General features: G+C 60.6%; 17 protein-coding genes and 1 pseudogene. 10 read left to right on the top strand and 8 right to left on the bottom strand.

Annotated elements, in window-relative coordinates; genetic code table 11:
* Positions 1–92 precede the first annotated feature (92 nt).
* Genes pdhA through LOY28_RS24720 form a run of 3 tightly spaced genes read left to right on the top strand, consistent with a single transcriptional unit; the run spans position 93 to position 3,316 of the window.
* Positions 93–1,187: a pyruvate dehydrogenase (acetyl-transferring) E1 component subunit alpha gene (gene pdhA, locus LOY28_RS24730; RefSeq protein ID WP_258612671.1), complete on the top strand. Its 1,095-nt coding sequence runs from the start codon at positions 93–95 to the stop codon at positions 1,185–1,187.
* Positions 1,180–2,166, top strand: coding sequence for an alpha-ketoacid dehydrogenase subunit beta (locus tag LOY28_RS24725; protein ID WP_086944719.1), 987 nt, complete (start codon positions 1,180–1,182; stop codon positions 2,164–2,166). The genes pdhA and LOY28_RS24725 overlap by 8 nt, the downstream gene beginning before the upstream one ends.
* A 40-nt stretch (positions 2,167–2,206) precedes the next feature.
* Positions 2,207–3,316 (top strand): dihydrolipoamide acetyltransferase family protein, encoded by a 1,110-nt coding sequence (locus LOY28_RS24720; RefSeq protein ID WP_018927154.1) that lies wholly within the window; start codon positions 2,207–2,209, stop codon positions 3,314–3,316.
* A 173-nt stretch (positions 3,317–3,489) separates the two neighbouring features.
* Here the strand turns inward: LOY28_RS24720 and LOY28_RS24715 are convergent.
* Positions 3,490–3,729: pseudogene (locus tag LOY28_RS24715) on the bottom strand (YebG family protein); the annotation flags it as partial.
* A gap of 316 nt (positions 3,730–4,045) precedes the next feature.
* Here LOY28_RS24715 and LOY28_RS24710 point away from each other — a divergent pair.
* A complete protein-coding gene (locus tag LOY28_RS24710) occupies positions 4,046–4,546 on the top strand; it encodes a phosphate-starvation-inducible protein PsiE (RefSeq protein WP_018927152.1) in 501 nt (166 codons plus the stop codon).
* Here the strand turns inward: LOY28_RS24710 and LOY28_RS24705 are convergent.
* From LOY28_RS24705 to LOY28_RS24695, 3 genes are all read right to left on the bottom strand, one after another.
* Positions 4,543–4,860 (bottom strand): DUF3509 domain-containing protein, encoded by a 318-nt coding sequence (locus LOY28_RS24705; RefSeq protein ID WP_018927151.1) that lies wholly within the window; start codon positions 4,858–4,860, stop codon positions 4,543–4,545. The genes LOY28_RS24710 and LOY28_RS24705 overlap by 4 nt on opposite strands.
* A gap of 210 nt (positions 4,861–5,070) precedes the next feature.
* On the bottom strand, positions 5,071–6,372 hold the full coding sequence (locus LOY28_RS24700; protein ID WP_086944720.1) for a serine/threonine transporter: 1,302 nt from the start codon (positions 6,370–6,372) through the stop codon (positions 5,071–5,073).
* 63 nt (positions 6,373–6,435) lie between these two features.
* Positions 6,436–7,812 (bottom strand): L-serine ammonia-lyase, encoded by a 1,377-nt coding sequence (locus LOY28_RS24695; protein ID WP_258612670.1) that lies wholly within the window; start codon positions 7,810–7,812, stop codon positions 6,436–6,438.
* A gap of 135 nt (positions 7,813–7,947) precedes the next feature.
* On the opposite strand from LOY28_RS24695, the gene LOY28_RS24690 reads away from it, so the two are divergent.
* Both LOY28_RS24690 and LOY28_RS24685 read left to right on the top strand, forming a co-directional pair.
* Entirely contained in the window at positions 7,948–8,910 is a 963-nt protein-coding gene (locus tag LOY28_RS24690) for a LysR substrate-binding domain-containing protein (RefSeq protein WP_018927148.1), read from the top strand.
* 199 nt (positions 8,911–9,109) lie between these two features.
* Positions 9,110–9,520 carry an HPF/RaiA family ribosome-associated protein gene (locus LOY28_RS24685; protein ID WP_018927147.1) on the top strand — a complete coding sequence of 137 codons (411 nt, stop codon included), beginning with the start codon at positions 9,110–9,112 and terminating at the stop codon, positions 9,518–9,520.
* Between the two features lie 107 nt (positions 9,521–9,627).
* On the opposite strand, the gene LOY28_RS24680 is transcribed toward LOY28_RS24685, so the two are convergent.
* Positions 9,628–10,503, bottom strand: coding sequence for a helix-turn-helix domain-containing protein (locus tag LOY28_RS24680; protein ID WP_111454323.1), 876 nt, complete (start codon positions 10,501–10,503; stop codon positions 9,628–9,630).
* A gap of 138 nt (positions 10,504–10,641) precedes the next feature.
* Here LOY28_RS24680 and LOY28_RS24675 point away from each other — a divergent pair, with 138 nt between their 5' ends.
* Positions 10,642–11,544 carry a DMT family transporter gene (locus LOY28_RS24675; protein ID WP_018927145.1) on the top strand — a complete coding sequence of 301 codons (903 nt, stop codon included), beginning with the start codon at positions 10,642–10,644 and terminating at the stop codon, positions 11,542–11,544.
* Positions 11,545–11,668: 124 nt separating this feature from the next.
* Here LOY28_RS24675 and LOY28_RS24670 read toward each other — a convergent pair whose 3' ends face one another.
* From LOY28_RS24670 to LOY28_RS24660, 3 genes are all read right to left on the bottom strand, one after another.
* Entirely contained in the window at positions 11,669–12,643 is a 975-nt protein-coding gene (locus tag LOY28_RS24670; RefSeq protein ID WP_018927144.1) for a D-glycerate dehydrogenase, read from the bottom strand.
* Positions 12,644–12,872: 229 nt separating this feature from the next.
* Complete coding sequence (locus tag LOY28_RS24665; protein WP_258614504.1) at positions 12,873–13,247, bottom strand: DUF6124 family protein; 375 nt, start codon at positions 13,245–13,247, stop codon at positions 12,873–12,875.
* Between the two features lie 335 nt (positions 13,248–13,582).
* Entirely contained in the window at positions 13,583–14,551 is a 969-nt protein-coding gene (locus tag LOY28_RS24660) for a LysR family transcriptional regulator (protein ID WP_018927142.1), read from the bottom strand.
* A 272-nt stretch (positions 14,552–14,823) separates the two neighbouring features.
* Between LOY28_RS24660 and LOY28_RS24655 the strand changes: the two genes are divergently transcribed.
* The 3 genes from LOY28_RS24655 to LOY28_RS24645 are packed head-to-tail and all read left to right on the top strand — an operon-like array spanning position 14,824 to position 18,765.
* On the top strand, positions 14,824–16,323 hold the full coding sequence (locus LOY28_RS24655; RefSeq protein ID WP_258612669.1) for an efflux transporter outer membrane subunit: 1,500 nt from the start codon (positions 14,824–14,826) through the stop codon (positions 16,321–16,323).
* A gap of 59 nt (positions 16,324–16,382) precedes the next feature.
* Positions 16,383–18,575, top strand: a complete 2,193-nt coding sequence (locus tag LOY28_RS24650; RefSeq protein WP_258612668.1) for an FUSC family protein — start codon at positions 16,383–16,385, stop codon at positions 18,573–18,575.
* Positions 18,565–18,765: a DUF1656 domain-containing protein gene (locus tag LOY28_RS24645; protein ID WP_007896379.1), complete on the top strand. Its 201-nt coding sequence runs from the start codon at positions 18,565–18,567 to the stop codon at positions 18,763–18,765. The genes LOY28_RS24650 and LOY28_RS24645 overlap by 11 nt, the downstream gene beginning before the upstream one ends.
* Positions 18,766–18,790 lie beyond the last annotated feature (25 nt).

The following is an 18,790-nucleotide window of genomic DNA, read 5'->3' as shown; positions in this document are numbered from 1 at the left end:
GTGCCTATCCGGCCAACTTGCTCCCCAAGCCCTGCGCCACAAACGTCGGGCCTGACAATCGCACGCCGACCCCGCGTGCCAGGAGCCCTGTGATGCTTCACAAGGTTGAGCTGCCCTACACCCGTTTTTTATCCCCTGACGGCCAGGTGCTCTGCGATCTCCCTCCCTGGGCCGACGACTTCAATCTGTTGACGCGCTTGTATCGGCAGATGGTCCTGACCCGCCTTTTTGACCAGAAAGCGGTCGCCCTGCAACGCACCGGGCGCATCGGTACCTACGCGCCGACCCTGGGCCAGGAAGCCATTGGCGTTGCGGTCGGCAGCCTGATGCACGCCGAAGACGTGCTGATCCCGTATTACCGCGACACCGCCGTGCAACTGATGCGTGGCGTGCGCATGGAAGAAATCCTGTTGTATTGGGGCGGCGATGAGCGTGGCAGCGACTTTGTCGACCCGGCGGTGGCGCAGGATTTCCCGATCTGTGTGCCGATTGCCACCCAGGCCCTGCATGCCTGCGGCGTCGCCAGCGCATTCAAGATCCGTGGCGAGCATCGGGTTGCCGTCACCACCTGCGGCGATGGCGGCACCAGCAAAGGTGATTTTCTCGAGGCCCTCAATGTCGCTGGCGCCTGGCAGTTGCCGGTGGTGTTCATGGTCAACAACAACCAATGGGCGATTTCGGTACCGCGACGAATTCAGTGCGGCGCTCCCACGTTGGCGCAGAAAGCCATTGGCGCCGGGTTCCACGGTGAGCAGGTCGACGGCAACGACATACTCGCCGTGTATGACCGCGTGCAAGCGGCCCTCGAACGGGCGCGCCACGGCAAAGGCCCGGTGTTGCTCGAATGCCTGAGTTATCGCCTCGGCGATCACACCACGGCCGACGATGCCACACGCTACCGGTCGGCGGACGAAGTCAAGCAAGCCTGGCTCGAAGAACCGATCAAACGTCTGCAGCGTTTTATGGTCGGGCAGGGCGTGTGGGATGAAAGTCGCGAGCAGGCGCTGATCAGCGAATGCCAGGGGTTGGTGCAGGTTGCTGTGGATAACTTCGAAGCGGCGGGCGTGCAGGCGCCGGCATCAGTGATCGATCATGTGTACGCCCAGTGGCCGCCAGCCCTGGCCGAGCAGCGTGAAGACTTTCTCGAACGAGTGGCGCGCCGGACGGGAGGTTCGGGCCATGAGTAACGGCAAGGTAACGCTGCTGGAGGCGGTGAATCTGGCGTTGCATCGGGCCATGCGCGAGGACGAGAACGTTATCGTCCTCGGTGAAGACGTCGGGGTGAACGGTGGCGTGTTTCGCGCCACGCTGGGCCTGCGCGACAGCTTTGGTTTCAAGCGGGTAATCGATTCACCGCTGGCCGAAACCATGATCGGCGGGCTGGCAGTGGGCATGGCGGCCCAAGGCTTGAAACCGGTGGTGGAAATCCAGTTCATGGGGTTTATCTACGCCACCATGGAGCACCTGGTGTCCCACGCCAGTCGCATGCGCAACCGCACGCGCGGGCGGCTCACCTGCCCGATGGTGCTGCGCTCGCCGATGGGCGCAGGGATTCGTGCGCCGGAACATCACAGCGAAAGCACCGAAGCACTGTTCGCGCACATTCCGGGGTTGCGGGTGGTGATCCCGTCCTCGCCGGCTCGGGCCTATGGTTTGTTGCTCGCGGCCATCGACGACCCGGACCCGGTGATCTTTCTCGAACCGACCCGACTCTATCGCATGAACCCGCAACCGTTGTTGGATGACGGTAAACGCTTGCCGCTGGACAGCTGCTTCACCCTGCGCGAAGGCAGCGACATCACCTTGATCAGTTGGGGCGCCAGTGTGATGGAAACCCTGCAAGCTGCCACGGCGTTGGCCGAGCAGGGCATCTCGGCGGAAGTGATCGATGTCGCCAGTATCAAACCGTTGGACCTCGACACGATGGAGGCCTCGGTGCGCAAGACCGGTCGCTGCGTGATCGTGCATGAGGCGCCGCGCTCCTGCGGGGTCGGCGCGGAAATCGCCGCCAGTCTCTACGAACGGGTGTTTCTGCAGTTGCAGGCACCGATCCAGCGAGTCACCGCGCCGGACATCCCGCCACCGCTGTATCGACTGGAATCGCTGTACATGCCCGGCGTCGAGGACATTCTTCACGCCTGTGACACCGTGCTGCGCCACGCCTGAAGAAGCCCTTGAAGAAACGCCAGAGGCCGAGGAGATTGCGATGAAATATTTCAAACTGCCGGATCTGGGCGAAGGCTTGCAGGAGGCGGAAATCGTCCGCTGGCACGTCAAGGTCGGCGATACCGTCAAGGCTGACCAATTGCTGGTGTCGGTGGAAACCGCCAAGGCGCTGGTGGACATTCCCGCGCCTTACGACGGCGTGGTGGCGAAAACCTTCGGCGGCGAGGGCGACATCCTGCATGTGGGGGAGCCGTTGCTCGGTTACGAAGGCGAAGCGGATGCGGGCACCGTGGTCGGACGGCTTGAGGGCGGCGGCACGAATCAGGAGGATGCCTTTTTTATCGGCACCGCACCTTCGACCCGCGAATACCTGGCGAACCGCGCCACGCCAGCAGTGCGTCAATTGGCGCGACAACTGGGCGTTGAACTGAGCGCCTTGGTCGGCTCCGGCCAGGACGGTCAGATCACCCGCAGCGATGTGGAAAATGCGGCCCAGACGGAGCGTGAGCGTTTCGGCGGTGAGAAGCTGCGCGGTGTGCGGCGCAGCATGGCGCTGAACATGGCCAGGTCCCATGCCGAAGTGGTGCCGGTGACGATTTTCGGCGATGCCGATCTGCATCGCTGGGGGCAGGCGCGAGAACCACTGATTCGTCTGGCCAAAGCCATGGCGGCGGCCTGCGCGGTGGAGCCAGTGCTCAATAGCGGCTTCGATGGCAAAACCCTGTCGCTCAAACAACACGAACGGCTCGACCTGGGCATTGCCGTGGATACACCGGACGGTTTGTTCGTGCCGGTGCTGCGCGATGTCGGCAATCGCACGTCGGCGGATTTGAAAGAAGGTGTGATGCGCCTGCGCGCCGATGTGCAGGCGCGTTCGATTCCGCCCAAGGAAATGATGGGTGCGACCCTGACTCTGTCGAATTTCGGCACCTTGTTCGGTCGCTACGCCAACCCGGTGGTGGTGCCGCCACAAGTGGCGATCCTCGCCGCCGGGGCGATCCGCGATGAACCGGTGGCGGTCGAGGGGGCGGTGGCGGTGCATCCGATCCTGCCGCTGTCCCTGACCTTCGATCACCGCGTGGTCACCGGCGGCGAGGCGGCGCGGTTCTTCAAGGCGTTGGTCGACGCACTGGAGCAGCCTGACGCCTGATTTTCTGCGAGCATGAAAAAGGCCCTGAGCCATTGGACTCAGGGCCTATTCAATTCGGGCATTGCTTACTTCGGCGTCTTGGCGGCTTTGGCTGGCTTGGTCGGCTCAGCTTGCTCCACTTCAACAGGTGCAGCCACTTCAACAGGTTTAGCGACTTCAGCCGGCACGTTGAGCAATTCGGACAGTGCGTCCGGCTGGCTCTTGAACGCCTTGGCGAACACGTCGCGGTTCTTCGCCATGTAGATCCCGGCTTCTTCCACTTGCTGCTCGGTCAGGGACGGAACGGCTTTTTGCAACACTTCAGCCAGCAATTCGGCCAGTTCGAGCATTTTGTCATGACGGTCAGCTTCGGCTTTATCCATGAACAAGCGCTCCAGATCTCGGCTGCTGCGGTATACCACTTCGACGGCCATTCACCACCTCACATGCCTTCACATTTAGTTGTCTTTGCGACTACTGTATCTATATACAGCGAAAAGGATAAGCGAATCCCTGAGCTTTGGGTAGTGGCTTTTTAATGTAGACCGGATTCGGGGTTTGTCAGGTGAACGATGGCGCTCCATTCGCGGCTACAGGTTTGGTGTTGACCTGCGACCAAACGCCACGGAGCGTGTTTTAAAGCACCTCGCCATCATGTGGCAGGCAACCCCTGGCCTTTTTTCTGCATGCAGAACAACCGTCACGTCCAACCCGCATCATCCGCTCGAACCGAGCTAAGGAACAATCATCGTGAAAATCAACTGGGCCGAGAACCTGCGGCAGAACGTGCACCAACTGGCCGAGTCCCTGGGCAACCTGTTCGTCGAGACCTTCCACTACCTGGCGCTGTTCGCCATCGGTGCGGTGACTGCCTGGGCGGCGGTCATGGAGTTCATCGGGATGCTGGAGCAGGGGCACATCAAGATCGATGACATCCTGTTGCTGTTCATCTACCTGGAACTGGGGGCGATGGTCGGGATTTACTTCAAAACCAATCACATGCCGGTGCGGTTCCTGATCTACGTGGCGATCACCGCGCTGACACGGCTACTGATCTCCAACGTCTCGCACCACAATCCGCCGGACCTGGGGATCATCTACCTGTGCGGCGGGATCCTGCTGCTGGCGTTTTCGATTCTGGTGGTGCGTTATGCCTCGTCGCAATTTCCTTCGGTGAAGATCGAACACCCGCAACGCAAGATCGGTGCGGGTTCCGGTGAACATCCCGAAGTGGAGAAGGGCGAACTTTAATACCCGATTTCAGGTCGGGGCCGGGCTTTGGCCTGTGGCGGCGGTAGCTTACGGTTGTCGCCGTCGGTCATGGCTTCGAGGATGGCCACGGCGCATTGACCCTGTTCGATGGCGATGCCGAATTGAATGCTTTGCACCAGGCGTTTGAGGCGCTTGGGGTCATTGCGTTGTTCGGCGCTGATCATCCGTTTAGCCACCACGCGGCCAGCGTTGGAGAGGGTCAGCATGATGCTGCCGTCCAGGCCCTGGATGCTCAGGTTGATTTGATAATCCGCTGCAAAAGCATCGGTAATGAGCTGAAAAGGGTTGTCCATAATGCGTCACCGCCTGATTGAACGTGCAGTTGTTGACGGCTGTGATCGGGATTAGTTCGCAATACCAGACCACCGGCCTTCCATGTTCATGCGCTTTCTTCCGTGCCGCACAAGGGAGATAGCAAGGGGCATGCCGGAAAAACTGTCGGACAATGTTTACGGCAAAAAAACGGCGGGCACTCTGGCCCGCCTGCTTTTTGCCTGCCCGTTTCAGGGCATAAATGAATAGATGATCGCAGACAGTGCAATCAGACCGACCAACACCACGAACACGTTCGAGGCCTGGCCCGAGTACTGGCGCAAGGCCGGTACACGGCGGATGGCGTACATCGGCATCAGGAACAACAGGCAGGCGATGATCGGCCCGCCGAGGGTTTCGATCATGCCCAGGATGCTCGGGTTGAAGGTCGCCACGGCCCAGCAACTGAGGATCATGAACAGCGCAGTGAGGCGGTTCAGCCAGCCGGCGGAGACGACTCGACCACGGCCACGCAGGCTTTTCACGATCAGGCCCTGAAAGCCTTCGCTGGCGCCGATGTAATGGCCCAGGAAGGATTTGGTGATTGCCACCAGCGCAATCAGCGGCGCGGCGTAAGCGATGACCGGCGTCTGGAAGTGGTTGGCCAGGTACGACAGGATCGAAATGTTCTGCGCCTTCGCTGCGGCCAAATCAGCCGGGGACAACGCCAGCACGCAGCTGAAGCAAAAGAACATCACCGTGACGACCATCATGGCGTGAGCAATCGCCAGAATGCCGCTGCTTTTGCGTTCGGCTTGCTTGCCGTAACGCTGCTTCTGATCGACGGCGAAGGCGGAAATGATCGGCGAATGGTTGAACGAGAACACCATCACCGGGATCGCCAGCCACAAGGTCTTGAAGAACAGCGGCAGCGGCATGCCTTCACTGGCGGTGGCGAAGAACGCGCCGTTCCAGTTCGGGATCAGGCTGATGCCCAGTAGCAGCAATGCCGCGACGAACGGGTAAACCAGCACACTCATGCATTTGACGATGACGCCCTGACCACAACGGACGATGGCCATCAGGCCGAGAATCAACCCCAGTGACAGGATCGCCCGAGGCGGTGGCGTCATGTGCAACTGGTGCTCCATGAGGCTGCTCAGGGTATTGGTCAGCGCTACGCTGTACACCAGCAGAATCGGGAAAATCGCGAAGAAATACAGCAACGTGATCAGCTTGCCGGCACCGATGCCGAAGTGTTCTTCCACCACTTCAGTGATGTCCCCGGAACGGCCGGACAACACGAAACGAGTCAGACCGCGGTGTGCAAAGAATGTCATCGGAAACGCCAGCACTGCCAGGATCAGCAGCGGCCAGAAACCACCCACGCCGGCGTTGATCGGCAAAAACAGCGTGCCGGCGCCAATCGCTGTGCCATAGAGACCAAGCATCCAGGTGGTGTCGTGTTTACTCCAGCCTTTGTGGGTTATTTCGTTATTGCGTGTGAGGTCTACAGCGGGATTATCGGCAGCAGGTGTACGTACATCGGTCATCGTTTTCGCCTCGTTATTATTATTACTCGGGCTCACGTGTTGCGAACGGTCAGGAAATGCTCCTCAGCACTCCACCCAGCTAACCGCCAGGCCGCCCCGTGAAGTTTCTTTGTATTTGTCGTGCATGTCGGCGCCGGTATCGCGCATGGTGCGGATCACCCGGTCCAGGGAAATGAAGTGTTTGCCGTCACCGCGCAGGGCCATTTGCGTGGCGTTGATCGCCTTCACCGCGGCAATCGCGTTGCGCTCGATGCACGGCACTTGCACCAGACCACCGACCGGATCGCAGGTCAGGCCGAGGTTGTGTTCCAGGCCGATTTCAGCGGCGTTTTCCAGTTGTTCCGGGGTGGCGCCGAGCACGTCGGCCAAACCGGCGGCGGCCATGGCACAGGCGGAGCCGACCTCGCCTTGGCAGCCGACTTCGGCGCCAGAAATCGAGGCGTTTTTCTTACAAAGAATGCCTACGGCAGCCGCGCCCAAAAAGAACGCCACGACGTCATCGTCCGACGCGTCCGGGTTGAATTTCATGTAGTAGTGCAGCACGGCCGGAATGATCCCCGCCGCCCCGTTTGTAGGCGCGGTGACCATCCGTCCGCCCGCGGCGTTTTCTTCGTTCACGGCGAGGGCGAACAGGTTCACCCACTCCATGGCCGACAGGGTGGAGCTGATGACGTTCGGTTTGCCGATTTCCAACAGGCTGCGATGCAATTTCGCGGCGCGGCGGGGAACATTCAGACCGCCGGGAAGGATGCCTTCGTGACGCAAGCCTTGCTCGACGCACTCGCGCATTACCGACCAGATGTGCAACAGGCCCTGACGGACTTCGGCTTCGCTGCGCCAGGCCAATTCATTGGCCATCATCAATTCGGACACCCGTAGACCGTGCTGTTTGCAGAGCTTGAGCAATTCGGCGGCGCTGCAGAAATCGTACGGCAGCACAACGTCGCTGGCCGGCGCAATGCCGGACTCGGCTTCGGCCGCGTCGATGATGAAACCGCCGCCCACCGAGTAGTACGTCTGCTCGAACAGCTCACCGGTTTCGCCGAAGGCTGTCAGGGACATGGCGTTAGGGTGGTAGGGCAGGCTCTCGTCGAGCAGCAGGAGATCGTGCTGCCAGTTGAAGGCGATGGTCGCTTTGCCGGCCAGGGACAGCTTGCCGGTTTCCCGCATGTGCTGGATACGCGAATCGATGGTGGTCGGGTCGATGCTATCCGGCCATTCGCCCATCAGGCCCATGACACAGGCGCGGTCGGTGGCATGGCCGACGCCGGTGGCTGAAAGCGAACCGTAAAGGCGGATTTCGACCCGACGGACGGCGGCCAGCAAATTCTGCTCAATCAGTGCTTGGGCAAAGGTCGCTGCAGCGCGCATCGGGCCGACGGTGTGGGAACTGGACGGACCGATGCCGACTTTGAAGAGATCGAAAACACTGATAGCCATGCTAAAGCCTATACAAGCAATGGAAGAGAAATCGCCGCCATTTTTGTAGGCCAAGCGCAATGTCGGCGATACTGCCTACCTCGGTCCTACGTGACCAACGAAACTTCCTAAGATAGCCTTTAGCAGGACTAAACGATGAGTCGTCAATTGCACGCCCAGACTTATGTCTGGCTGCACGTGTTTTCCTGTGCCGCGCGGCACCTGTCGTTTACCCGTTGTGCCGAAGAACTGCACATCACGCCGGGTGCGGTCAGTCAGCAAATTCGGCAACTGGAAGAGCGGCTGGGTTTTCGCCTGTTCCACCGTCGCGCTCGTGGCGTGGAATTGAGTGCGCAAGGCCAGCGCCTGGCCATTACGGTCAACGAGGCTTACGGCAGCATCGACGCAGAATTGCGACGACTGGATGCTGGAATGATCAGCGGGATTTTGCGGGTGCGTTCGATTCCCTCGTTCCTGAGCAAATGGCTGACCCCGCGTTTGCCGCGTTTGCAGCAGCGTTTTCCGGACATTCAATTGCGCCTGGTGGCGGAGGACAGCAGCGTGCCGTTGCACGAGGGAGATTTCGACCTGGCGATCGATCTGAATGACGGCAGCTATCCCGGATTGTTATCCACAGCCTTGCTCGACGAGCAGATATTTCCGGTGTGCGCCCCGAGCCTGTTGCGAGGGCGGCCGCCGCTGCACGGCCCGGCAGACTTGATGCACTTTCCGTTGTTGCACGACATCACCGCCTGGCGCGGCAGTTACGAATACGCGGAATGGGAGTTTTACCTCAATGCCATCGGTTTCGAAGGCGCGGACGTGCGGCGCGGGCACACCTTCAACCGCAATCACCTGACCATCGAAGCGGCGATTGCCGGGATGGGCGTGGCGATTGCGCGGCGAACGCTGCTTAACGATGAGCTGGAACGGGGCACGCTGATCGTGCCGTTTGGCCTGGCGGTGCCTAATCACAAGCGCTACGTGCTGCTCTACGCGCCGGGTGCGCTGAGCCATCCGGGCGTACGCGCGGTGCATGACTGGCTGGTGGAAGAGGCGGGGATTTTTCGTGACCTGCATCCGTTGGGGGGAGCGGCAGATGTGACCATTTGTGACTGAAGACAGGGCCGACCCAACTCCCGACATTAACAGCGCTTTTGCTCGTTGTCCGGCTTTTTTTGCGTATGAATATTTATCTTTTTTTAGGGGTTGAAATGTTCCGCGCACACACCGATTGTGTAACCAAGAGGTTGCGGTGATGACGCCCAAGGGCCAGCCGATGCGCCTCTTGCGAGCTAGCTGAAATAAGGGAAGAACTATGCAAATCCAAGTCAATAGCGATAACCATATTCAAAGCAGTAAACGACTGGAGGAGTGGGTACGTACTACCATTGAGAGCACGCTCGAACGTTATGAAGAGGACCTGACCCGCGTCGAGGTCCATCTGCGGGACGAGAACGGCGACAAGCCTGGTCCCCATGACATGCGCTGCCAGCTGGAAGCGCGGCCAAAAGGCCACCAACCAATTTCCGTTACCCATAAAGCTGACTCCCTGGAACAGGCGATCGACGGGGCAGCCGAAAAACTTGAACATGCGCTGGAGCATATGTTTGGCAAATTACGCGGCAAACCACGCGCCGCTGTGGTGCCGTTCGATAGGGGCGCTCATGCCGATGCGCTGCTTGAGGATGAGTTTCTCGAGAACGAACAGGCTGCGCTCAATGGCTGAGGCCTGATTCACCTTTTACCTTCCTGATTAAAACGGGCCTGCGATTGCAGGCCCGTTTTGTTTCTGGCGCGAGAGCTGCCGAAGGCTGTGATCTTTTACTCTTTGTTCTAGCGTAAAAACGCCTGCCGATACTCCCCAGGCGTCCCACCCAATGCCTGTCGAAACCGGTTGGTGAAATGGCTCGCACTGGCAAAACCGCACGCCAGCGCAATCTCCCCCAACGGCTGCGACGATGCGCGCAACAACTCCCGCGCGCGGCTCAGACGCCGCGCCAACACATACTGATGCGGCGGCAAGCCGAAGCTCACACGAAACATCCGCGCAAAGTGATATTCCGACAGCGCGCACAAGCTCGCCAATTGCCCAAGGCTGATCGCCTCCGCCAACTGACTGTCGATGAACTCCACCAGTTGCCGCCGCTGATGCGCCGCCAATCCACCCTTGAGGCGCAGGCCCTGACGCACACCGACCTGGCTGAGCAAGGCGTGGCTGAGCATCTCGTGGGCCAGGCTGCTGGTGAGCAGGCGTTCGCCGGGTTCGTCCCAGTTGAGGCTGATCAACTGCCGAAAGTGCCGTACTTGCTGCGGGTCTTCGAGGAACGTGCGCTCGCGCAACTGCAATTCCCGTGGCTCGCGATCCAGCAACGTGACGCAACCAAGGGCAAATTGTTCGGGGCTGAAATACAGGTGGGCCAGGCGAATGTCGCCGTTGATCACCCAGCCTGACTGATGGTCGGCCGGCAGAATGCACAGCTTGTCCGGGCCGCCCTTGGTGCCGGGCTGGTCGCGGCGAAAGGTGCCGGTGCCGCCGGCGATGTAGCACGACAAAGTGTGATGGCTCGGCGCTTCGTAGTCCTGGGCGTCATGGTGGTTGCTCCACAAAGCCGCAGCCATGCCGTCACCGAGCTCGGCGCTGTGCTCCAGGCGAGCATTGGGCGAGCGGTTGAGGGCTTGAAAGACTTGCAACGTTTCCAGTGCGGCCATGATCGGTTCTCTCCAACGCCTTGCATCCTACTCCGTAGACGCTGGCCTGCCAGCCTGCGGGCCGACAAAAGCGCAAGTTTATGCAAGTGAAAAAGGGGGGCGCGCCGGACACTGAAGGCCTATTCAGGAGTCTTCACCATGAACCTCTCGCTATACCTGCTGACCGTATTGATCTGGGGCACCACCTGGATTGCCTTGAAATGGCAATTGGGCGTGGTGGCGATTCCGGTGTCGATCGTCTATCGCTTCGGCCTCGCCGCGCTGGTGCTGTTCGTGATGTTGTTGCTTAGCCGGCGTCTGCAAGTGATGAACCGTCGCGGGCATCTGATTTGCCTGGCGCAGGGGCTGTGCCTGTTCTGTATCAATTTCATGTGCTTCCTCACCGCCAGCCAGTGGATTCCCAGCGGTCTGGTCGCCGTGGTGTTTTCCACCGCCACGTTGTGGAACGCCTTCAATGCGCGGGTGTTCTTCGGCCAGAAAATCGCCCGCAACGTGTTGATGGGCGGCGCGTTGGGCTTGCTCGGCTTGGGCCTGTTGTTCTGGCCGGAGCTGGCCGGTCATACCGCCAGCCCGGAAACCTTGCTCGGGTTGGCTCTGGCGTTGCTCGGAACCTTGTGCTTCTCGGCGGGCAACATGCTGTCGAGTCTGCAGCAGAGGGCCGGCCTGAAACCCCTGACCACCAATGCCTGGGGCATGGCTTATGGCGCAGCGATGTTGTCGGTGTGGTGCCTGGTCAAAGGCATCCCGTTCGACATGGAATGGAACGCCCGTTACATCGGCTCGTTGCTGTACCTGGTGATTCCGGGCTCGGTGATCGGCTTCACTGCCTACCTGACGCTGGTCGGGCGCATGGGGCCGGAGCGGGCGGCGTATTGCACCGTGTTATTCCCGGTGGTGGCGCTGAATGTGTCGGCGTTTGCCGAGGGCTATCAATGGACGGCGCCGGCATTGGTGGGGTTGGTGCTGGTGATGTTGGGCAATGTACTGGTGTTTCGTAAGCCCAAGGCACCGATGGTGCAGGGAAGCGGCAAATTGGCCTGATGCTTTGACCGAGCGCTGAACAACTCAGCGCTCGATTCTGATAGCGATATAAATCAGCAACGGCAATATGAAGTCGACAATATGCCGAGAACGGGCAGGTGTTTAAAACACCCGCCCTTTTTGATCAGCCTTTCCACACTTGTGGGTTCACCAGATCCTGCGGTCTTTCACCCAACAAGGCACTGCGCAAGTTAGCCAACGCACGGTTGGCCATGGCTTCGCGGGTTTCGTGCGTGGCCGAGCCGATATGCGGCAGGGTCACGGCGTTTTTCAGTTGGAACAGCGGTGATTCAGCCAGTGGTTCTTTCTCGTAAACGTCCAGCCCGGCGCCACGAATCCGGTTGTTTTGCAGCGCTTCGACCAGCGCCGGCTCGTCTACCACCGGGCCACGGGCGATGTTCACCAGAATGGCGCTCGGTTTCATCAACGCCAGTTCGCGGTGGCTGATCAGGTGCCTGGTTTTTTCGCTAAGCGGCACCACCAGGCAGACGAAATCGGCTTCGGCCAGCAGTTGATCCAGGCTACGGAACTGTGCGCCGAGTTCCTGTTCCAGTGCGGTCTTGCGGCTGTTGCCGCTGTAGATAACCGGCATGTTGAAGCCCAGTCGACCACGACGGGCGATGGCCGCGCCGATGTTGCCCATGCCGACGATGCCTAAGGTTTTGCCATGCACATCGCTGCCGAACAACGGTGCACCGACGGTGGCTTGCCATTGGCCTGCCTTGGTCCAGGCGTCCAGCTCGGCGACGCGGCGGGCACTGCTCATGAGCAGGGCGAAGGCCAGGTCGGCGGTGCTTTCGGTGAGCACGTCGGGGGTGTTGGTGAGCATGATCCCGCGTTCGTTGAAGTAGGCGAGGTCATAGTTGTCGTAGCCGACGGAGACACTGGACACCACTTCCAGTTTGCTGGCGTTCTCCAGTTGCGCCCGGCCGAGTTTGCGACCAACGCCGATCAGGCCGTGGGCGTGGGGCAGGGCTTCGTTGAACTGGGCGGCGATGTCGCCGTTTTTCGGATTCGGCACGATCACGTCGAAATCCTGTTGCAGGCGTTCGATCATGGGCGGAGTGATGCGGCTGAAGGCGAGGACGGTTTTTTTCATTGGAGAGGGGCTCGTCGGGCGTGGAGATTGCCAAGCAAGCTAACATTCTTCGCGGACATTATGCGAGGGTGTACGCCATCCAAAACTGTAGGAGCGACCTGTGGCGAGGGGGCTTGCCCCCGTTGGGCTGCGAAGCAGCCCCAAAATCTCTGGTGGTCCAAAGATATTGTGAGTGCTACGCACTCAAACGGGGGCAAGCCCCCTCGCCACAGGTCATTCCTACAATGCGTCAGCTATGTGGCGCGGGCTTCGGTACGTCGACGTTATCCAGCACCCGGTTCACCGCCAGTTCGGCCAGCATGATGACCTGCTGGATCGCCAGGATCGTATGCCGCTGCGGGGCGTCGACATAGGCTGCAATGTCGCTGGTCATGACGCTGGCCGAGGCCAGGGATTCGCAGACATGGGCCAGCAGGCTCTCGTTGTCCATGTCCGGCGCGACCTGAAACATCCTGCTTGGCTTGCGGCCTTCTGGTTTTTTCGGAGTGGGCTTGAGGTAGTGATCGAGCGCTCGTTCGGCGGCTTCGTTGAGTTTTTTCGAATCGAGAGATTCGTAGGGGGAAACGTCGTCGGTTTCCGGAGGGTTCGGTGTTTCTTTAATCATGCGGAAGTTACTCATTGGCAGATGAAGTGGAACTGCCATCTTTCGTTTTCCAGACGAAAGGGTGGCAGCTGTGCGCGGACTGGAAAAACCGGAACACCCACCAAAACCCGGCAGACCCGAAGGTCTCCCGCGCACAGCCGCCATAACAAGGATTGCGTGCAGTAAAAAGCGCCGCAGTATGCCATGGGGTGTGGTCAGTGTTCGCCAGGTTTTCCAGACCTGATCGCTGATTTTGCAGCGACCCACAAAGCCTACCCACTTCGCTTCCGACCCAACAACCGACAGAACTCGTCGGAAACATCCCCCAAAATCACCGCGTCTGTAGGACCGTGAAATCAGTTCGCCAGCCGAGCCCCGCCCAAGCTGCCGCTCAATTCATACGCCGCCAATTCCGCCTGATGCGCCGCCAGAATCTCCGGCAACGATCCACGCAAGTATTCGACCCAGGTCTTGATCTTCGCGTCCAGATACTGCCGCGACGGGTAAATCGCATACAGATTCAATTCCTGCGAGCGGTACTTTGGCATCACCCGCACCAGCGTACCGTTGCGCAGCCCTTCAATCGCCGCATACACCGGCAACACCCCAACCCCCATGCCGCTGGTGATCGCTGTCTTCATCGCGTCAGCGGAGTTCACCAAGAACGGTGAGCTGTTGATGGTGACCATTTCCTGGCCTTCGGGGCCATCGAAAGCCCACTTTTCCAGCGGGATCACCGGGCTCACCAGGCGCAAGCACATGTGATTGAGCAAGTCGCTGGGCTTCTGCGCGCAGCCATTGGCTTTTACATAGGCGGGGGATGCGCAAACGATGCTGTAGGTGATGCCCAAACGCTGGGAGACGAAGCCCGAGTCGGGCAGTTCGCTGGCGAGCACGATGGACACGTCGTAGCCCTCGTCGAGCAAGTCCGGCACACGGTTGGCCATGGTCAGGTCGAAGGTCACGTCGGGGTGGGTCTTGCGGTAGCGAGCGATGGCGTCGATCACGAAGTGCTGGCCGATGCCGGTCATGGTGTGCACCTTGAGTTGCCCGGCCGGGCGCGCGTGGGCGTCGCTGGCCTCGGCTTCGGCTTCTTCGACATAGGCCAGGATCTGCTCGCAGCGCAACAGATAGCGCTTGCCCGCTTCGGTCAAGGCAATGCGCCGGGTGGTGCGGTTGAGCAGGCGGGTTTGCAGGTGGGCCTCCAGGTTGGAGACCGCGCGCGAGACGTTGGCCGTGGTGGTGTCCAGTTGTACGGCGGCGGCGGTGAAGCTGCCGGCCTCGGCCACGTAACTGAAGGCGCGCATGTTTTGCAAAGTGTCCATGGGGTGCTCTCTTGGCGGATGGCAAATTGTGACACGAAGTTTCAGAGACTGAGACCCCGACCAAGGGATTATCTCGTTAACGGTAACAAAGATTCACAAGAATCCCGGCTTATCGCCAACAAGGCCCACCCCTAGAATTGCGCCGACTGTAGGAGCCGGCTTGCTGGCGATGGCATCACTGCGGTCTTCAGATAGACCGCGGCGTTCCCATCGCCAGCAAGCCGGCTCCTACAGGATCTCGTGACTCTCCCCCCTTTCAGGAATTTGCAGCAGTGCCGCGTCGCATCAACAGAGCGCTCAAGACGCTCAGTGTTTTGGCTTTAACCCTGGCAATCAGCGGCTGCATCGGAACCGGCGGTATTGCCCCAGAAGGCAAGGCACTGGAGGCCAATTCACTGGCCACCGACGAAGCCATCCAGAGCGCCGCCCGGGACGCTCACTGGCCCACCGCCCAATGGTGGCAGGCCTACGGCGACCCGCAACTGAACCGCTGGATCTCCCTCGCCCTGCAAGACAGTCCGAACATGGCCATGGCCGCCGCACGGGTGCGTCAGGCCCGGTCCATGGCGGGTATTGCCGAGTCCGCCGAGTCGCTGCAGATCAATGGCCAGTCGACCCTCAAACGCCACAACTGGCCCACCGATCAGTTCTACGGGCCCGGTGAGTTGGCCAACACCACCACTTGGGACAACAACGCCGCGCTGGGCTTCAGCTATGCCCTCGACCTCTGGGGGCGCGAAAGCAACGCCACCGAGCGAGCGGTGGACATGGCGCACATGAGCGCTGCCGAAGCACGGCAGGCCCAGCTTGAATTGCAGAACAACATCGTGCGCGCCTACATCGAGCTCTCGTTGCATTACGCGCAACGGGACATCGTCGCGGCGACCCTGAAGCAGCAACAACAAATCCTCGACCTGGCGCAAAAACGCCTGGACGGTGGCATCGGCACGCACTTCGAAGTCAGCCAGGCCGAAACGCCGCTACCGGAAACCCATCGCCAGCTTGATGCGCTGGATGAAGAAATCGCCCTCAGCCGTAACCAGCTCGCGGCCTTGGCCGGCAAGGGACCGGGGGAGGGCGCGCAGTTGCAACGGCCGACGCTGTCGTTGGGGACGGCGCTGAAGTTACCGTCGTCGCTGCCGGCGCAATTGCTCGGTCAACGCCCGGACGTGGTTGCCAGTCGCTGGCAAGTGGCGGCCCAGGCGCGGGGCATCGATGTCGCTCACGCAGGCTTCTACCCCAACGTCGATCTGGTCGGCAGCCTCGGTTACATGGCCACTGGCGGCGGTGCGCTGGAGTTCCTGACCGGCAAGAAGCTCAACTACAGCGTGGGACCTGCGATTACATTGCCGATTTTTGACGGCGGCCGCTTGCGTTCCGAGCTGGGTGAAGCCTCGGCCGGTTATGACATCGCCGTGGCCAAATACAACCAGACGCTGGTCAATGCGCTGAAGAACATCTCCGACCAGTTGATCCGCCGCGAGTCGATGGACAAGCAGCAAACGTTCGCCGCCGAATCGGTGGCCACGGCGCAGAAGACCTACGACATCGCGATGATCGCCTATCAACGTGGGCTCACCGATTACCTCAACGTACTCAATGCGCAGACTTTGCTGTTCAAGCAACAGCAAGTGCAGCAGCAGGTTCAGGCTGCGCGGTTGAGTGCTCATGCTGAGCTGGTGACTGCTTTGGGCGGAGGCCTTGGCGCTGGCAACGACGTCCCGAGTGCCGAGAAAACCCTGCCCCCGAAAACCCCGAGCCTTTTGAAGTGAGCACGACGTTTCAGGCACACCCACAGTTCCTCAAGCCCTAGACCATTGAGCACGATTTCATGACTCCCTTGCCCGCACCTTTGCGCTGGCTGTATTCCCTTGAATGGCGCCGGGGGTTCTTCGACTGGGCGCGCAGCGACGGCGTGACCTGGGTCTACATTTTCAAGGTGCTGTTCGCCGCATTCCTCACGTTGTGGCTGGCCATGCGTCTTGAATTGCCGCAACCACGCACCGCGATGATCACCGTGTTCATCGTCATGCAACCGCAAAGCGGCCAGGTGTTCGCCAAGAGTTTCTATCGCTTTCTCGGCACGTTGGCCGGGTCGGCGGTGATGGTCGCGCTGATTGCCTTGTTCGCGCAGAACACCGAACTGTTCCTCGGCTCGCTGGCGATCTGGGTCGGCCTGTGCACGGCTGGCGCAGCGCGTTGTCGCAACTTTCGCGCCTATGGATTTGTGCTCGCCGGTTATACGGCGGCGATGGTTGGGCTGCCCGCTCTGGCTCACCCGGACGGCGCATTCATGGCTGCGGTCTGGCGAGTGCTGGAAATCTCTCTGGGGATTCTCTGCTCGACGCTGGTCAGCGCCGCGATCCTGCCGCAAACCGCCAGTGCGGCGATGCGCAATGCGTTGTATCAGCGCTTCGGTGTGTTTGCGTTGTTCGTCACTGATGGCTTGCGCGGTCGCAGTCGGCGCGAAGCGTTTGAAGCAAGCAACGTTCGGTTCATCGCCGAAGCGGTGGGCCTGGAAGGACTGCGCAGTGTCACGGTGTTCGAAGACCCGCACATGCGTCGGCGCAATGGGCGGCTCAGTCGCTTGAACAGCGAATTCATGGGCGTCACCACGCGCTTCAATGCCCTGCATCAGTTGCTCGAGCGCCTGCGCGGCAGTGGCGCCGATCATGTTGTCGCGGCGATCAAACCAGGGTTGCAGGACTTGGCCGAAGTGCTCGACGGTTTCAGCGGCCGTGCGCTGACCAGCCCTGATGCCGCTCGCCTGACCAGCGCCTTGGCGACCTATAAGGACAACTTGCCGGCGCGGGTGCGCAAGCTGCGGGCGAGCTTTCAGGAGAACGATCCGAGCGACGCCGAGCAGTTGGATTTTCACACCGCCTACGAACTGCTTTATCGCTTCGTCGACGACTTGCACAGTTATGCACAGACCCACGCGTCCCTGGCCGATCACAGCCACGAACGGGAGCGTTGGGACGAACCCTTCACCCCGCAAACCAATTGGCTGGCCTCGGCCGCGTCGGGGATTCGCGCCGCGTTCATCCTTGTGGTGCTCGGCAGCTATTGGGTGGCCACCGCGTGGCCGAGCGGGGCGACCATGACCCTGATCGCCGCCGCCACCGTCGGCCTGTCAGCCGCGACGCCAAACCCCAAGCGCATGGCGTTTCAGATGGCCTGCGGGACCTTGCTCGGGGCGCTGATCGGCTTCGTCGAGATGTTTTTCATCTTCCCCTGGATCGACGGTTTTCCATTGCTTTGCGTGATGCTCGCGCCGGTGATCGTGCTCGGCTCGTTCCTCACTTCTCGGCCGCAATACGCCGGTGTCGGCCTGGGGTTGCTGATCTTCTTCAGCACCGGTTCGGTGCCGGACAACCTTACGGTCTACAACCCTTACGCCTTTATCAACGACTACATCGCCATGGTCATGGGCATGCTGGTGTGCGCGGCGGCCGGGGCAATCATTCTGCCGCCCAACAGCCGCTGGCTGTGGCGGCGGCTGGAGCAGGACTTGCGCGGGCAAGTGGTGTACGCCATCAGCGGCAAACTCAAAGGGCTGGCGTCGAGTTTCGAAAGCCGTACGCGGGACTTGCTGCATCAGGCCTATGGCCTCGCCGCAGGACAGCCGCAGGTGCAGCGGGACTTGTTGCGCTGGATGTTGGTGGTGCTGGAAGTCGGCCACGCGATTATCGAACTGCGTAAGGAACAAGCGATTCTGCCGGTGCACCCGGCGTATGCCGAATCCCAGCCGTGGCGCCAGTCCATCCGGGTAATGGGGCGTTCGCTGGTACGGCTGTTTCTGCAACCGGGCCAGAGCAATCTGGAGCGGGCGCTGGTCGCCGTCGACCACGCGATCGGTCGCGTGCAGGCCACCGACGAACCCTTTGCGCCGCACTTTGATACCTCCGCATTACGCCGGGTGAAGAGTTACCTGCACTTCATCCGCACCTCGTTGCTCGACCCGCAATCGCCGCTGGCTTCATACACCACTGCCAAGCCCCAAGGACTTGAACATGCCTCGTGAAATCGCCTTCCACGGCGTGTACATGCCGACCATGACCCTGATGTTTTTCATTGCGGCGGCGCTGGCCTGGGCCCTTGACCGATTCTTGTCCGGGTTCGATCTGTACCGTTTCTTCTGGCACCCGGCGCTGCTGCGCCTGAGCCTGTTTACCTGTCTGTTCGGCGCCTTGGCGCTGACTGTCTACCGTTGACTCTCTATCACTGAAGAAGGCCTTG

Origin of the sequence: Pseudomonas sp. B21-017, assembly GCF_024749245.1 — a bacterium.
GTDB lineage: Bacteria > Pseudomonadota > Gammaproteobacteria > Pseudomonadales > Pseudomonadaceae > Aquipseudomonas.
Note: the sequence above shows the minus strand (reverse complement) of the source record. Positions and strands in the feature narration are given on the sequence as shown.

Bases quoted from the DNA above. Each gene is read 5' to 3' on its own strand.
- pdhA (WP_258612671.1), top strand. From the start codon at position 93: ATGCTTCACAAGGTTGAGCTGCCCTACACCCGTTTTTTATCCCCTGAC.
- LOY28_RS24725 (WP_086944719.1), top strand. From the start codon at position 1,180: ATGAGTAACGGCAAGGTAACGCTGCTGGAGGCGGTGAATCTGGCGTTG.
- LOY28_RS24720 (WP_018927154.1), top strand. From the start codon at position 2,207: ATGAAATATTTCAAACTGCCGGATCTGGGCGAAGGCTTGCAGGAGGCG.
- LOY28_RS24705 (WP_018927151.1), bottom strand. From the start codon at position 4,860: ATGGACAACCCTTTTCAGCTCATTACCGATGCTTTTGCAGCGGATTAT.
- LOY28_RS24700 (WP_086944720.1), bottom strand. From the start codon at position 6,372: ATGACCGATGTACGTACACCTGCTGCCGATAATCCCGCTGTAGACCTC.
- LOY28_RS24695 (WP_258612670.1), bottom strand. From the start codon at position 7,812: ATGGCTATCAGTGTTTTCGATCTCTTCAAAGTCGGCATCGGTCCGTCC.
- LOY28_RS24690 (WP_018927148.1), top strand. From the start codon at position 7,948: ATGAGTCGTCAATTGCACGCCCAGACTTATGTCTGGCTGCACGTGTTT.
- LOY28_RS24685 (WP_018927147.1), top strand. From the start codon at position 9,110: ATGCAAATCCAAGTCAATAGCGATAACCATATTCAAAGCAGTAAACGA.
- LOY28_RS24680 (WP_111454323.1), bottom strand. From the start codon at position 10,503: ATGGCCGCACTGGAAACGTTGCAAGTCTTTCAAGCCCTCAACCGCTCG.
- LOY28_RS24675 (WP_018927145.1), top strand. From the start codon at position 10,642: ATGAACCTCTCGCTATACCTGCTGACCGTATTGATCTGGGGCACCACC.
- LOY28_RS24670 (WP_018927144.1), bottom strand. From the start codon at position 12,643: ATGAAAAAAACCGTCCTCGCCTTCAGCCGCATCACTCCGCCCATGATC.
- LOY28_RS24665 (WP_258614504.1), bottom strand. From the start codon at position 13,247: ATGATTAAAGAAACACCGAACCCTCCGGAAACCGACGACGTTTCCCCC.
- LOY28_RS24660 (WP_018927142.1), bottom strand. From the start codon at position 14,551: ATGGACACTTTGCAAAACATGCGCGCCTTCAGTTACGTGGCCGAGGCC.
- LOY28_RS24650 (WP_258612668.1), top strand. From the start codon at position 16,383: ATGACTCCCTTGCCCGCACCTTTGCGCTGGCTGTATTCCCTTGAATGG.
- LOY28_RS24645 (WP_007896379.1), top strand. From the start codon at position 18,565: ATGCCTCGTGAAATCGCCTTCCACGGCGTGTACATGCCGACCATGACC.